The sequence below is a fragment of the Microbacterium sp. NPDC058389 genome, assembly GCF_042722305.1.
GTDB lineage: Bacteria > Actinomycetota > Actinomycetes > Actinomycetales > Microbacteriaceae > Microbacterium.
Map to the genome: position 1 here is coordinate 40,413 of NZ_JBHXJQ010000018.1, position 12,562 is coordinate 52,974.

Genomic DNA, 12,562 nt, shown 5'->3' on the forward strand with positions numbered 1-12,562 from the left:
GGCTCAGCCTTCGGTCGTGCCCATCAGCACGCGGGCGTCGTCGTCCACCCAGTCGAGGGACTTCGACACGGCCTTGCGCCACTGCCGGTACCGGCGCTCCCGTTCGTCGGCCGGCATCCGCGGTTCGAAGCGGGCGTCCTCGCGCCAGTGGGCGCGCAGCTCGTCGAGGTCGCGCCACACGCCGGTCGCGAGGCCCGCCGCGTACGCCGCGCCGAGCGCCGTGGTCTCGACCACCTTGGGGCGCACGACGGGGATGCCCAGGATGTCGGCCTGGAACTGCATGAGCAGGTCGTCACGGGTCATGCCGCCGTCCACGCGCAGCTCGTCGAGCCCGCGGCCGGTGTCGGCGACGACGGCGTCGATGACGTCACGGGTCTGGAACGCGGTGGACTCGAGTGCGGCGCGCGCGATGTGCGCCTTGTTGACGTAGCGGGTCAGGCCGACGAGCGCCCCGCGCGCGTCGGGCCGCCAGTACGGTGCGAACAGCCCCGAGAAGGCCGGCACGAAGTAGGCGCCGCCGTTGTCGTCGACGCTCGCGGCGAGCGTCTCGACGTCCTCGGAGCGCTGGATGATGCCGAGGTTGTCACGCAGCCACTGCACGAGCGACCCGGTGACGGCGATCGATCCCTCCAGCGCGTAGTGCGCGGGCTCGTCGCCGATGCGGTAGCCCACGGTCGTGATGAGCCCGCTCTGGGACCGCACGATCTCGGTCCCGGTGTTCACGAGCAGGAAGTTGCCGGTGCCGTACGTGTTCTTGGACTCGCCCGCGTCGAACGCGGCCTGTCCGAACGTCGCGGCCTGCTGGTCGCCGAGGATCCCCGCGATCGGGACGCCGTCGAGCACCGACGGCAGCTGCGAGTGGCCGACGACCTCGGACGACGACCGGATCTCGGGCATCATCGCGCGCGGGATGCCCCAGACGCCGAGCAGCTCGTCGGACCAGTCGAGGGTGCTCAGGTCCATGAGGAGCGTGCGCGACGCGTTGGTGACGTCGGTGACGTGGATGCCGCCGCGGGCGCCGCCCGTGAGGTTCCACACCACCCACGTGTCAGGTGTGCCGAACAGCAGATCGCCGGCCTCGGCGGCGGCGCGGGCGCCCGGGACGTTGTCGAGGATCCACGCGACCTTCGACGCCGAGAAGTACGTCGCGAGCGGCAGGCCGGTGAGCTCTGTGAACCGGTCGCCCGCCCCCGACGCGACCAGCGCGTCGATGCGCGGCTGCGTGCGCGTGTCCTGCCACACGACGGCGTTGTGCACCGGCCGCCCGGTGCGCTTCTCCCACACGATCGCGGTCTCGCGCTGGTTGGTCACGCCGATCGCCGCGACATCGGAGGCCGTGATGCCGGCGCGCGTGAGGCAGGACGCGATCACCCACTCGGCGCTGGTCCAGATCTCGACGGGATCGTGCTCGACCCACCCGGCGCGCGGAAAGATCTGCTCGTGCTCGCGCTGGGCGACCGCGACGACTGCGCCGTCCCGGTCGAACACGATGGCGCGGGTAGAGGTCGTGCCCTGGTCGATCGCCAGAACGTGGTCGGACAACGTCGTCTCCATCTCTCCGGCGGCGGCGCCGGGTCCGGTGCCCGCCAGGCTATCGCCCGGCCGGTCTATCGAGCAGCGGCCCCGGCCCAGGCGGGGTCGGCGGCGTGCACGCGGGCCAGTCCACGCTCGACCTCTGCAGCCGTGCGTGCGGGGTCCCAGCCGAGGTCTGGGGCGACCGCGGCGGCGACCTCGGCCGCGGCCTCCCGCGTGGCGCCGCCGGTGAAGGCGAGCGAGGTGCGGCGCAGCAGCAGATCGTCGAGGTGCACGACCGACTCCGCGGTGGCGAGGTAGCGCAGCTCTCCCGACGAGTAGCCTGGCGCATGCTCGAGCGCGGCGTCGTCGGGATCGGCGGCGATCGCCCCGATGACGGCTGCCGCCACCGTGCCGTATCTGTCGAGCAGCGTCGCCGCGCGCGCGGCGGGCAGGTCGCCGGCGTGCGCGGCGATCCACTGCTGGCGCGCCCGCTCGGTGGTCGGATAGCCGAGTCCACCGCCGATCGGCATGCCCTTGGTGGAGCGCCGGCGCGGCTGCGCGAGCAGCTCGAGGGCGCGGTCGGCGAGGTGCTCGGCCGACGCGCGGAAGGTGGTCCACTTGCCGCCGACGAGGCTGAGCACCGTGGCCTGGCCGCCTGCGAGGGACTCCGCCTCGACGCGGTAGTCGCGCGACACGAAGCCGGGCGCGAGGTCACCGTGCCCCGGCAGCGGCCTGACCCCCGCGAAGCGGTAGACGATCTGCGCACGATCGACCGGCATCTCCGGGAGCACCTGTGCGATCAGGTCGATGAAGTAGTCGACCTCGGCCTCGGTGCACACGACCGGGTCGCGCATGTCGTGCTCGAGGTCGGTGGTGCCGACGAGCACCCGCCCCTTGAGGGGGTAGATGAGCACGATGCGGCCGTCCTCGTTCTCGAAGAACAGCTCGCGGCCGCCCGTCGCCGCCAGCAGCTCAGGATGGTCGAGCACGACGTGCGAGCCCTTGGTACCGCCCATGTAGCGGGTCGGGTCGCCGAGGGAGAGGTTCGTGAGGTCGGTCCACGGCCCGCTCGCGTTGAGGACGACGGATGCCGCGAACGGCGTCTCGCGCCCCGTCTCGGCGTCGCGCAGCAGCACGTGGCCGCCCTGCGTGCCGACGGCCGCGGTGTAGTTGGCCGCCCGGGCCCTGCCCGCGCCGGGCTCGGCGCCGTCGTCGCCGGCCGCGCGGCCGTCGCGGAGCACGTCGAGCGCGAGACGCTCCGGATCGTGGAGTGAGGCGTCCCAGTACGTCGCCGTGTACTTCACGCCGGGGTTGAGCGCGGGCAGCAGGGCGAGCGAGCGCCGGCGCCCGTGGAAGGTGTGCCGTGGCACGGTGCCGCCGCGGAACAGCCCGCCGCCGCGTGAGAACGAGTCGTAGATCACCAGGCCGATCTTGATGAGCGCCGCCCCGCGCTCGCGCGGCTTGCCCTTGCCGTGGCGCAGGAACCGCAGCGGGGCCGTCAGCACGCCCGAGAAGGTCGAGAAGATCGGGATGGTGGTCTGCAGCGGCCGCACATAGTGCGGCGCGGTGCGCAGCAGCGCGTTGCGCTCGGTGACCGCCTCGTGCACGAGGCGGAACTCGCCGTTCTCGAGGTAGCGGATGCCGCCGTGGATCATGTGCGACGACGCCGCGGACGCGCCGCTCACGAAGTCGTCGCGTTCGACCAGCGCCACATCGACGCCCTGCAGCGCCAGGTCGCGGAAGGTGGCGAGCCCGTTGATGCCGCCCCCGATGATCAGCACGTCCGCGTACGGTCGCGCGACCAGCTCGTCGAATCCCCGTGTCGTCGTCACATGCCTCACCGTCCCCACCCCAGGCTATGCCGCTCCGACGACATCGGGCCGCGCCCCGCCCCGATCCCCCGGCTTCATGCGAAGACATGGAATGAATGGCCGGATGCCGCGTTGACTACACTCGAGAGCATCAACGTGCTCCGGGGTCGGTGTGAATCCGAACCGGCGGTGAGAGTCCGCGAGCCGAGGCATCCATCCTGTCCGACAGGGTGAGCCGAGGTCGATCCGGTGGAATTCCGGAACCGACGGTGATGCGACGAGCGATCGTCGCTAGTCCGGATGGGAGGCAGCACGAGCGGCGTCGCGCGCGCCGCCGCTTCCCGTTGCCCGGAGCCTCAGCAGACGAGCGAGAGGTCACGGCCGGATGGCGAGCACAGCGGAACACGACGCGATGCGTCGCGCGCTGACGATCGCCGCGAACGGGCCACGCGGCGTGAACCCGCAGGTCGGCGCGCTGCTGCTGTCGCCCACCGGCGAGGCGCTCGCCGAGGGCTGGCACCGCGGTGCCGGCACTCCGCACGCAGAGGTCGACGCGCTGTCGAAGCTGGCGCCCGGCGCCGCGCGCGGCGCGACCGCCGTCGTCACCCTCGAGCCCTGCAACCACACCGGCCGCACCGGCCCCTGCTCGGAGGCGCTCATCGCCGCGGGCGTAGCGCGCGTCGTGTACGCGGTGTCGGATCCAGGCGACCACTCCTCGGGCGGTGCCGTGCGCCTGCGCGAGGCGGGCGTCGACGTCGAGGCCGGGCTGCTGGCCGACGAGGCGACCGCACTGCTGGACTCGTGGCTCACCGTTCAGCGGCTCGGCCGTCCGCACGTGACCGTCAAGTGGGCGCAGAGCCTCGACGGGCGCGCCGCGGCCGCCGACGGCACCAGCCAGTGGATCACCGGCCCGGCCGCTCGCGCCGACGTGCACCGGCGCCGGTCGCAGGCCGACGCGATCGTCGTGGGCACCGGCACGCTGCTGGCCGACGACCCTGCGCTCACGGCGCGCGCCGAGGACGGCTCGCTGCTCCCCCACCAGCCGGTCCCCGTCGTCGTCGGCGCACGCCCGGTCCCCGAGGACGCGGCGGTGCGGAAGCACCCGCACGCCTTCCGGCAGTACCCCGGCGACCTCCCCGCGATGCTCGAAGACCTGCGGGTGCAGGGCGTGCAGCGGGTGTTCGTCGAGGGCGGTCCTGCCGTCGCCAGCTCGTTCCTGCGCGCCGGCCTCGCCGACGAGGTCCTCGTGTACGTCGCCCCGGTGCTGCTGGGCGGCGATCGGCTGGCGCTGCGCGACATCGGCGCGACGACCATCGGGCAGGCGCGGCGGCTGGACGTGGCATCCGTGATCCCCCTCGGCGACGACGTGCTGTACGTCGCGGCCCTTCGACAGGCTCAGGGACCGGAAGCAGAAGCCCAGGGACCCGAAGCACAGGCTCAGGGACCGGAAGCAGAAGCCCAGGGACCGGAAGCAGAAGCTCAGGGACACAACGAAGGAGACGACTGATGTTCACCGGAATCGTCGAAGAGATCGGCGAGGTCACCGCGGTCGAGCCGTCGGGTGACGGCGTGCGCGTGACCGTCCGCGGCCCGAAGGCCGTGTCGGATGCCGCACACGGCGACTCAATCTCGGTCAGCGGCGTGTGCCTCACCGTCGTCGATCAAGGCCCCGACTGGTTCACCGCCGACGTCATGAAGCAGAGCCTCGACATGTCGACGCTCGCCGGGATCGCCCCGGGACGCGCCGTCAACCTGGAGCGCGCGACCGCCGCGCACGGCCGCCTCGGCGGCCACATCGTGCAGGGCCACATCGACGGCACCGGCGAGGTGCTCGAGGTGCGCCCCGGCGCCCAGTGGCAGGTGCTGCGGATCTCGCTGCCCGCGGCGCTCGCCCCCCTCGTCGTCGACAAGGGCTCGATCGCCGTCGACGGCGTCTCGCTCACCGTCAGCGACGCGAGCCCGGCCACCGAGCCTGCCGAAGCGTGGTTCGAGGTCTCGCTGATCCCCGAGACCCTCGCCGCGACCACCCTCGGCGCCCGCACGGCGGGTGACCGCGTCAACCTCGAGACAGACATCCTCGCGCGCCACGTGCAGCGCCTGCTGGCTTTTTCCACGGAAGGAGGCTCGCGATGAGCCTTGCCACCATCCCCGAGGCCCTGGAGGCGCTGCGCGCCGGCCGGCCCGTCATCGTCGCCGACGATGAGAACCGCGAGAACGAGGGCGACGTCATCCTGTCGGCCCAGCTCGCCACCCCCGAGTGGGTGGCGTGGACCGTCCGCTGGACGAGCGGATTCCTGTGCGCGCCGATGCCGGCGGACTGGGCCGATCGCCTCGACCTGCCGCCCATGGTCGAGAACAACGAGGACGCCCGCGGCACCGCCTACACGGTGAGCGTCGACGCCTCCGACCGCGTCTCGACGGGCATCAGCGCCACCGACCGCGCCCACACCCTCAACGTGCTGGCAGATCCCGACTCCACGCCGACGAGCGTCATCCGCCCGGGCCACATCCTGCCGCTGCGCGCCGTCGACGGCGGCGTGCGCGAGCGCGCCGGCCACACCGAAGCCGCCGTCGAGCTCATGAAGCTCGCCGAGCTGGCGCCCGTCGGCGTCATCGGCGAGGTCGTCGCCGAGGACGGCAGCATGATGCGCCTGCCCGGTCTGCAGGAGCTCGGCGCCGAGTACGGCATCCCGGTCATCACGATCGAGCAGCTCGCCGCCTACCTCGACGAGCACGCGCCGTGCGACCCCGCCATCCGCAACGCCCACAAGCGCCGCGTGAGCCTGCGCGCCGAGGCCCACGTGCCCACCGCGCACGGCTCGTTCCGCTTCCTCGCGTACAAGGACCGCATCACCGGCACCGACCACATCGCCGTCGTCTCGGGCGAGCTCGACGAGGCGCCCCTCGTGCGCGTGCACTCGGAGTGCCTGACCGGCGAGGCGTTCGGCTCGCTCAAGTGCGAGTGCGGTCCGCAGCTGGAGGCCGCCCTCGACGCGATCGAGCAGGACGGCGGCGTCGTCATCTACATGCGCGGCCACGAAGGACGCGGCATCGGCCTCATCAACAAGCTGCGCGCTTACTCCCTGCAGGAGCGCGGGCTCGACACGGTCGACGCGAACCTGGCGCTGGGCCTGCCGGCCGATGCGCGCGACTACGCCGCGGCCGCCGGCATCCTCACGGATCTCGGCGTCGAGAAGGTGCGTCTGCTGACGAACAACACCGACAAGGTGAAGCAGCTGCGCGAGCTCGGCCTCGAGATCGTCGAGCAGGTGCCGCTGCTGGTCGGCGTCGGCCCGAACAACCACCAGTACCTCGCCACCAAGCGCGACCGCATGGGCCACATCATCGCCGACGAGGACTTCGCCGACGCCCTGGCGAACATGCACGACAGCGCGACGCACAACGAAGGAGCACAGGCATGAGCGGCAAGGGCGCTCCCCAGGCGACCGCAACGGTCGACGCGACGGGTCTCGACGTCGTCGTGATCGCCGGCACGTGGCATGAGACGATCACCGACGGCCTCATCGCCGGCGCGCAGCGCGCGCTCGACGGGTCCGGCGCGACCTCCCGCGTGGTGCGTGTGCCGGGCTCATTCGAGCTGCCGGTGGTCGCGAAGGCCGCACTCGAGGCCGGCGCCGACGCGGCGGTGGCGCTGGGCGTCATCATCCGCGGCGGCACTCCGCACTTCGAGTTCGTGTCGAACGCCGCCACCGACGGCCTCACGCGCGTCGCCCTCGACACCGGCAAGCCGGTCGGGTTCGGCGTGCTGACGCTCGACGACGAGGCGCAAGGCATCGCCCGCGCGGGCCTCCCGGGCTCCGTGGAGGACAAGGGGTTCGAAGCCGCCGACGCCGCGATCCGCACCGCCCTCGTGCTGCGCGCACTCCGACAGGCTCAGTGACCGGCAGCACCCCGAGAAACGACAAGGGGATGCCGCGGCCCCGGCCGCGGCATCCCCTTTCGGTATCCGGCGTCAGGGCTTCCAGATCATGAGCACCACGACCACCACCAGCAGCAGGGACGCGATCCCGTTGCTCGCGGCGATCGCGCCGTAGCCGGTGGGCTTGGTCGCCGCAGCGCCCTCGGGTGCCTCGGCGATGGCGGCGGCCGCCTTGCGCATCTGCGGGACGACGACGATCACGTTGAGCAGGAACGCGATGACGTAGAGGATCGACGACCACAGGATCCAGGGGGTCGTGAACGAGAGGTTGTACTCCTCGGGCGCCATCGACATGGCCCCGAACCCGAAGACGAAGGTCAGCAGCGACAGCCACGAGAAGATCATGGTCGAGGTGGCGAGGGTCTTCACCTGGGCGGCGTTGCCCGAGCGGAGCGCCCGCAGGCCGGTCATCGGGATGATCGCCATCGGGCCGACGATGAACACCGCGGTGCCCACGTGGAGGATCGAGATGAGAGTGTCCATGGCGCTCAGCCTACGCCTTTTCGAGCCAACCTTTCGGCAGACTGAAGGTCGTCCGTGCGGCATCCGCTTTCCACGTTCCGAGACCGGGACGCCGCCTCGGGAGTAGGCTTGATCTTCGTGCCGCGCGACAACGCCGGCACGCACGGTGATCCAGTGCAGTGCCGCCTGACGCGTCATCCTGCGCCGGGCGTCCGCCCACCGCCGCATCCCACCCGGATGCTCCGCCCCGCGCATGCCCAGGTGAATATGACCTCCCCCAGCACCGCCGCCGTGACCCCCACGGCTCCCGCCAACCCCCGTTCCCGCGTCATCCTCGCGAGCCTCATCGGCACGACGATCGAGTTCTACGACTTCTACGTCTACGCGACCGCCGCCGTCCTCGTCTTCCCCATCCTGTTCTTCCCGACCGGCAACGACACCACGGCGCTCCTCGCCTCGTTCGGCGTCTTCGGGGCGGCCATGATCGCGCGGCCCCTCGGCGCCGTCGTGTTCGGCCACTTCGGCGACCGGTTCGGCCGCAAGGCGACGCTCGTCGCATCGCTGCTCACCATGGGAATCGCGACGTTCCTCATCGGCTGCCTGCCGACGTTCAACGAGATCGGCTGGTGGGCCGCGCTGCTGCTCCTCGTCCTGCGACTCGCTCAGGGCTTCGCTCTCGGCGGCGAGTGGTCGGGTGCCGCGCTCGTGGCCACCGAGAACGCGCCGAAGGGCAAGCGCGCCTGCTACGGCACCTTCCCGCAGCTGGGTGCGCCGCTGGGCTTCATCATCGCGAACTCGATCTTCCTCGCGATCAACTTCGCCCTCCCCCACCCCGAAGGCGCCGCCCAGCGGTCGGCCGAGTTCCTGGCATGGGGCTGGCGCGTGCCGTTCCTGTTCTCGGCGGTGATGGTCATCATCGGCCTGTGGGTGCGACTGCGCCTGGTCGAGTCCGAGACGTTCGTCAAGGCCGAGCAGAAGGGCGCGATCCGCAAGTTCCCGCTCGGCACCGTCATCCGCAAGCACTGGTGGCACCTGATCCTCGGCACGTTCGTCATGCTCGCGACGTACGTGCTCTTCTACCTGATGACGAACTTCACCCTGTCGTACGGCACGAAGGCGACCCTGGAGGGCGCGAAGGCGGCGGCGGAGGCATCCGGAACCGCCTTCGACGCGGCGAGCTACGTCCCCGGCCTCGGCTTCGGCTACACCGACTTCGTGCTGATGCAGATCATCGGCGTGGTGTTCTTCGGCATCTTCACGCTGCTGTCGGGACCGATCGCCGACGCGATCGGCCGGCGCCGGCTGCTGCTGTGGGTGACCGCGCTCATCGTCGTGTTCGGTCTCACGTTCAACCTCTTCCTGCTGCCACAGGCGGACCCCAAGTTCACCGGCGCGATGGTGCAGGCCTTCCTCGTCTTCGGCTTCATGCTGATGGGCGCGACGTTCGGACCGATGGGTGCGATCCTGCCCGAGCTGTTCCCCACCAACGTGCGGTACTCGGGCTCCGCGATCTCGTACAACGTGTCGTCGATCCTCGGCGCGGCCCTCGCACCGATCGTCGCGGTGGCGCTGTGGGCTGCGGCCGGCGGCAGCCCGGTGCTCGTGGGCATCTACCTGTCGGCGATGAGCATCCTGACCTTCATCGCGCTGATCTTCACCCCCGAGACCAAGGACGTCGACTACGACGCCGACCTCGGCGTCGGGGTGACCGGCTCGCTCTAGTCGCACAGATCACGGCGAACGGGGGATGCCGCGGCTCGATGAGCCGCGGCATCCCCCGTTCGTTCGCCCGGGTCAGTCCAGGAAGAGGGCGCGCAGGCGCTTGGTCGTGAACACCAGGCCGACGGCGACCATGACGACGTAGTAGAGCACGTGCCACCACATGTCGGGGGTGAGGATGCCGGTCGTCAGACCTCGCACCAGCTCGACGCCGTGCCACAGCGGGAACGCCATGATGACGGCCTGGATCCATTCCGGGTACGCCGTGATGGGGAACAGCGTCGCCGAGAAGAGGAACATCGGCAGCAGCACGAAGTTGATCCAGTCCATCTGCTGGAACGTCTTCATGTAGCTGGTCACGGCCATGCCCAGGCTGGCGAAGCCGAACGCGATGAGCAGCACCGCGGGGATCGCGAGGATCGCCGTCCACGACAGGTTGAGCCCGAGCAGCTGCATGATGACCATGAACCCGGTCGCGTACAGCAGTCCCCGCAGCAGCGCGTAGAGGATCTCGCCGAGCGCCACGTCCAGCGGGCCGAGCGAGGTCGCCAGCATGCCCTCGTAGAGCTTGCCGTAGTTGAGCTTGAAGAAGACGTTCCACGTCGAGTCGTAGATCGCGCCGTTCATCGCCGACGTCGCCAGGAGCGCGGGCGCGATGAAGGCCGCGTAGCTCACCTCGACGCCGCCGGACGTCGTGACGTCGCCGATCAGCGCCCCCATGCCGATGCCCATCGACAGCAGATAGAACACCGGCTCGAAGAAGCCCGACAGCACGACCGCCCAGCTCGACGAGCGCGCCGCGATCAGCCCGCGCTGCACGACGGCCTGCGGGTTGCCCGCCCACAGCGCGCGCACGCCGCCGGAGCGGACCGGAACCTCGGTCATGACGGTCATTCGCCGAGCCTCCTCTGGAACAGCCGCCGGGCGACGAGATAGCCGCCCACCGCGAGCACGAGCAGGAACACGACGTGGACGAGCACCGCGAACGGGTCGGCCGGCTTGCCGTACGTGACGATGCGCCCGAGCTCGGACGCGTGCCACAGCGGCGAGACCCAGCCGATCCACTGCAGCCACAGCGGCAGGGTGTCGAGCGGGTAGAAGGTGCCCGAGAACAGGAACATCGGCATGAAGATGAACCGCTGCACGAGCGCGAACTGCCCCTTGTCCTCGGTGATCGAGGCGGCGTATGCCATGTAGGGAATGCCGAATGAGAGGCCCGCCAGCACGCCGATCGGGATCGTCAGCCAGCCCGTCTCCGGGTGCGGCACCGCGCCGAAGATCCAGATGAGCGCGTAGTAGGCGACGACCACGACGACCATGCGCGCGGCGGCGCCCATCACCACGCCCCCGGCGATCTGCCCCGGCGACAGCGGCGAGGCGCTGAAGCCGTAGAAGAACCGGCGCCACTTGAAGCCGGCCATCACCGGGAACGAGAACTCCTCGGTCGCGACCGAGATCGCGGCCGTCATGAGCAGCGCGGGCGCGACGAACACCAGGTACGGGACCGTCTGCGAGCCGTCCTGGATCGGGGCGCCGATGAGCGCCGCCAGGCCGACAGCGAGGCCCAGCAGGTACAGGATCGGCTGCCCGAGGGCGCCGACCACGATCGTCCAGCCGTATGCGCGCATGGCGCGGATCATGTGCTCGGTGACGTACCAGGTGCCGAGCCCGCGCGGCTTGCGGCCCCACTCCATCGCCTCCGCGCGAAGCTCTTCGGTCGTGGGCGGCGCGGCCATCGTCGGGGCGGCGCCGGACGACGGCATCCCCCGCTCCACCGGCTCGCCGGGCGGGTCTTCTCGCGAGCTCATTCGATCAGCGACCTTCCGGTCAGGCGCAGGAACACGTCTTCGAGGCTCGAACGGCGCACCAGTGACGTGAGCGGCGTGAGCCCGCGATGAGTGACGGCTTCGAGGGCCGCCTCGCCGTTGTGGGCGTAGACCAGGATGCGGTCGGGCAGCACCTCGACGCGGTCGCCGATGCCCTCCAACTGCGGAGCGACCTGCTGGTTGCGGTCGGAGCCGAAGCGCACCTCGAGCACCTCACGGCTGGAGTGCTCGCGGATGAGCGAGGCCGGGGTGCCCTCGGCCATGATGCGGCCCTTGTCGACCACGATGAGGCGGTCGCACAGCTGCTCGGCCTCGTCCATGTAGTGCGTCGTGAGCACGAGGGTGGTGCCGCGCTCCTTCAGGCGGAACAGACGGTCCCACAGCACGTGGCGCGCCTGCGGGTCCAGCCCCGTCGTGGGCTCGTCGAGCAGCAGGATGCGCGGGTCGTTGATGAGCCCGCGCGCGATCGTCAGCCGGCGCTTCATGCCGCCCGAGAGTGCGTCGACCTTGCTCTTGGCCTTGTCGTCGAGCTGCGCGAAGGCGAGCAGCTCGTCGGCCTTCTGATGGCACACCTTGCCGGGGAGGCCGAAGTAGCGGCCGTAGATGTACAGGTTCTCGCGTGCGTTGAGCTCGCCGTCGAGGTTGTCCTGCTGGGGCACGACGCCCAGGCGCGAGCGGATCTCGGGCCCGTAGCGATCGGGGTCCAGGCCGAGGATCGACAGGTCTCCGCCCGAGCGGGTCGAGACGGCGCCGATCATCTTCATGGTGGTCGACTTGCCGGCGCCGTTCGGCCCGAGCAGGCCGAAGGACTCGCCGGGAGCCACCTCGAACGAGAGTCCGTCGACGGCGACGAAGTCGGGCTTGCCTTTGACCTTGTAGGCCTTGGCGAGGTTCGACGCTGAAATCACGGGGGCAGGCACCGCACAACCCTAGCGCCCGGCCCCGACATGCCCGCGCAGACCGTCAATAGAAGTTGACGCTCCAGAATGCGTCAACTATGGTTGACGCCGGAGGTCGCGGACCGCGACGTCCGACTCCGAGAGCGAGAGGCGACGGGATGAGCGGCGACGAACTGACGACCCTGATCGGGGCCGCCGGCGGGCGTGAACCCCTCGCCGAGCTGCACCGCCTCGCCGAGGTGCGCCGTGAGCTCGCCCGCGCCGAGGAGGCGCAGGTGCGCAAGGCCCGCAACCTCGGCTTCTCGTGGCAGGCGATCGCGAGCGCCCTCGGCGTGAGCAGACAGGCCGTCCACAAGAAGTACGGTCGAATGTAAGCCCCTTCACGAACGA

General features: G+C 70.7%; 12 protein-coding genes. 6 read left to right on the top strand and 6 right to left on the bottom strand.

Annotated elements, in window-relative coordinates; all coding sequences use genetic code 11:
* Positions 1–3 precede the first annotated feature (3 nt).
* Positions 4–1,542 carry a glycerol kinase GlpK gene (glpK, locus tag ACFWJ8_RS18385; RefSeq protein ID WP_378814256.1) on the bottom strand — a complete coding sequence of 513 codons (1,539 nt, stop codon included), beginning with the start codon at positions 1,540–1,542 and terminating at the stop codon, positions 4–6.
* Positions 1,543–1,607: 65 nt separating this feature from the next.
* Positions 1,608–3,356 (bottom strand): glycerol-3-phosphate dehydrogenase/oxidase, encoded by a 1,749-nt coding sequence (locus tag ACFWJ8_RS18390; RefSeq protein ID WP_378814258.1) that lies wholly within the window; start codon positions 3,354–3,356, stop codon positions 1,608–1,610.
* Positions 3,357–3,711: 355 nt separating this feature from the next.
* On the opposite strand from ACFWJ8_RS18390, the gene ribD reads away from it, so the two are divergent.
* From ribD to ribH, 4 genes are read left to right on the top strand one after another with little or no spacing between them, the layout of a single operon-like run.
* Positions 3,712–4,833 carry a bifunctional diaminohydroxyphosphoribosylaminopyrimidine deaminase/5-amino-6-(5-phosphoribosylamino)uracil reductase RibD gene (gene ribD / locus ACFWJ8_RS18395; RefSeq protein ID WP_378814260.1) on the top strand — a complete coding sequence of 374 codons (1,122 nt, stop codon included), beginning with the start codon at positions 3,712–3,714 and terminating at the stop codon, positions 4,831–4,833.
* Entirely contained in the window at positions 4,833–5,459 is a 627-nt protein-coding gene (locus tag ACFWJ8_RS18400; RefSeq protein WP_378814262.1) for a riboflavin synthase, read from the top strand. Before ribD ends, ACFWJ8_RS18400 begins: the two co-directional genes overlap by 1 nt.
* Entirely contained in the window at positions 5,456–6,748 is a 1,293-nt protein-coding gene (gene ribA, locus ACFWJ8_RS18405) for a GTP cyclohydrolase II (protein ID WP_378814264.1), read from the top strand. The genes ACFWJ8_RS18400 and ribA overlap by 4 nt, the downstream gene beginning before the upstream one ends.
* Entirely contained in the window at positions 6,745–7,227 is a 483-nt protein-coding gene (gene ribH / locus ACFWJ8_RS18410; RefSeq protein ID WP_378814266.1) for a 6,7-dimethyl-8-ribityllumazine synthase, read from the top strand. The genes ribA and ribH overlap by 4 nt, the downstream gene beginning before the upstream one ends.
* Before the next feature lie 72 nt (positions 7,228–7,299).
* On the opposite strand, the gene ACFWJ8_RS18415 is transcribed toward ribH, so the two are convergent.
* Positions 7,300–7,749: a DUF2269 family protein gene (locus tag ACFWJ8_RS18415; protein WP_378814268.1), complete on the bottom strand. Its 450-nt coding sequence runs from the start codon at positions 7,747–7,749 to the stop codon at positions 7,300–7,302.
* A gap of 246 nt (positions 7,750–7,995) precedes the next feature.
* Here ACFWJ8_RS18415 and ACFWJ8_RS18420 point away from each other — a divergent pair, with 246 nt between their 5' ends.
* The gene (locus tag ACFWJ8_RS18420; RefSeq protein ID WP_378814270.1) at positions 7,996–9,450 is read left to right on the top strand and encodes an MFS transporter; all 1,455 of its coding nucleotides are present in this window, start codon (positions 7,996–7,998) and stop codon (positions 9,448–9,450) included.
* Between the two features lie 72 nt (positions 9,451–9,522).
* Here ACFWJ8_RS18420 and ACFWJ8_RS18425 read toward each other — a convergent pair whose 3' ends face one another.
* Genes ACFWJ8_RS18425 through ACFWJ8_RS18435 form a run of 3 tightly spaced genes read right to left on the bottom strand, consistent with a single transcriptional unit; the run spans position 9,523 to position 12,193 of the window.
* The gene (locus ACFWJ8_RS18425) at positions 9,523–10,341 is read right to left on the bottom strand and encodes an ABC transporter permease (RefSeq protein WP_378814272.1); all 819 of its coding nucleotides are present in this window, start codon (positions 10,339–10,341) and stop codon (positions 9,523–9,525) included.
* Entirely contained in the window at positions 10,338–11,210 is an 873-nt protein-coding gene (locus ACFWJ8_RS18430) for an ABC transporter permease (RefSeq protein ID WP_378814350.1), read from the bottom strand. The genes ACFWJ8_RS18425 and ACFWJ8_RS18430 overlap by 4 nt, the downstream gene beginning before the upstream one ends.
* Before the next feature lie 41 nt (positions 11,211–11,251).
* Positions 11,252–12,193: an ABC transporter ATP-binding protein gene (locus tag ACFWJ8_RS18435; protein ID WP_378814274.1), complete on the bottom strand. Its 942-nt coding sequence runs from the start codon at positions 12,191–12,193 to the stop codon at positions 11,252–11,254.
* A gap of 137 nt (positions 12,194–12,330) precedes the next feature.
* On the opposite strand from ACFWJ8_RS18435, the gene ACFWJ8_RS18440 reads away from it, so the two are divergent.
* Complete coding sequence (locus tag ACFWJ8_RS18440) at positions 12,331–12,546, top strand: AsnC family protein (protein WP_378814275.1); 216 nt, start codon at positions 12,331–12,333, stop codon at positions 12,544–12,546.
* Positions 12,547–12,562 lie beyond the last annotated feature (16 nt).

Excerpts from the sequence above, each read along its gene's own strand:
- ribD (WP_378814260.1), top strand. The coding sequence starts at position 3,712 with ATGGCGAGCACAGCGGAACACGACGCGATGCGTCGCGCGCTGACGATC.
- ACFWJ8_RS18400 (WP_378814262.1), top strand. The coding sequence starts at position 4,833 with ATGTTCACCGGAATCGTCGAAGAGATCGGCGAGGTCACCGCGGTCGAG.
- ribA (WP_378814264.1), top strand. The coding sequence starts at position 5,456 with ATGAGCCTTGCCACCATCCCCGAGGCCCTGGAGGCGCTGCGCGCCGGC.
- ribH (WP_378814266.1), top strand. The coding sequence starts at position 6,745 with ATGAGCGGCAAGGGCGCTCCCCAGGCGACCGCAACGGTCGACGCGACG.
- ACFWJ8_RS18415 (WP_378814268.1), bottom strand. The coding sequence starts at position 7,749 with ATGGACACTCTCATCTCGATCCTCCACGTGGGCACCGCGGTGTTCATC.
- ACFWJ8_RS18420 (WP_378814270.1), top strand. The coding sequence starts at position 7,996 with ATGACCTCCCCCAGCACCGCCGCCGTGACCCCCACGGCTCCCGCCAAC.
- ACFWJ8_RS18425 (WP_378814272.1), bottom strand. The coding sequence starts at position 10,341 with ATGACCGTCATGACCGAGGTTCCGGTCCGCTCCGGCGGCGTGCGCGCG.
- ACFWJ8_RS18430 (WP_378814350.1), bottom strand. The coding sequence starts at position 11,210 with ATGCCGTCGTCCGGCGCCGCCCCGACGATGGCCGCGCCGCCCACGACC.
- ACFWJ8_RS18440 (WP_378814275.1), top strand. The coding sequence starts at position 12,331 with ATGAGCGGCGACGAACTGACGACCCTGATCGGGGCCGCCGGCGGGCGT.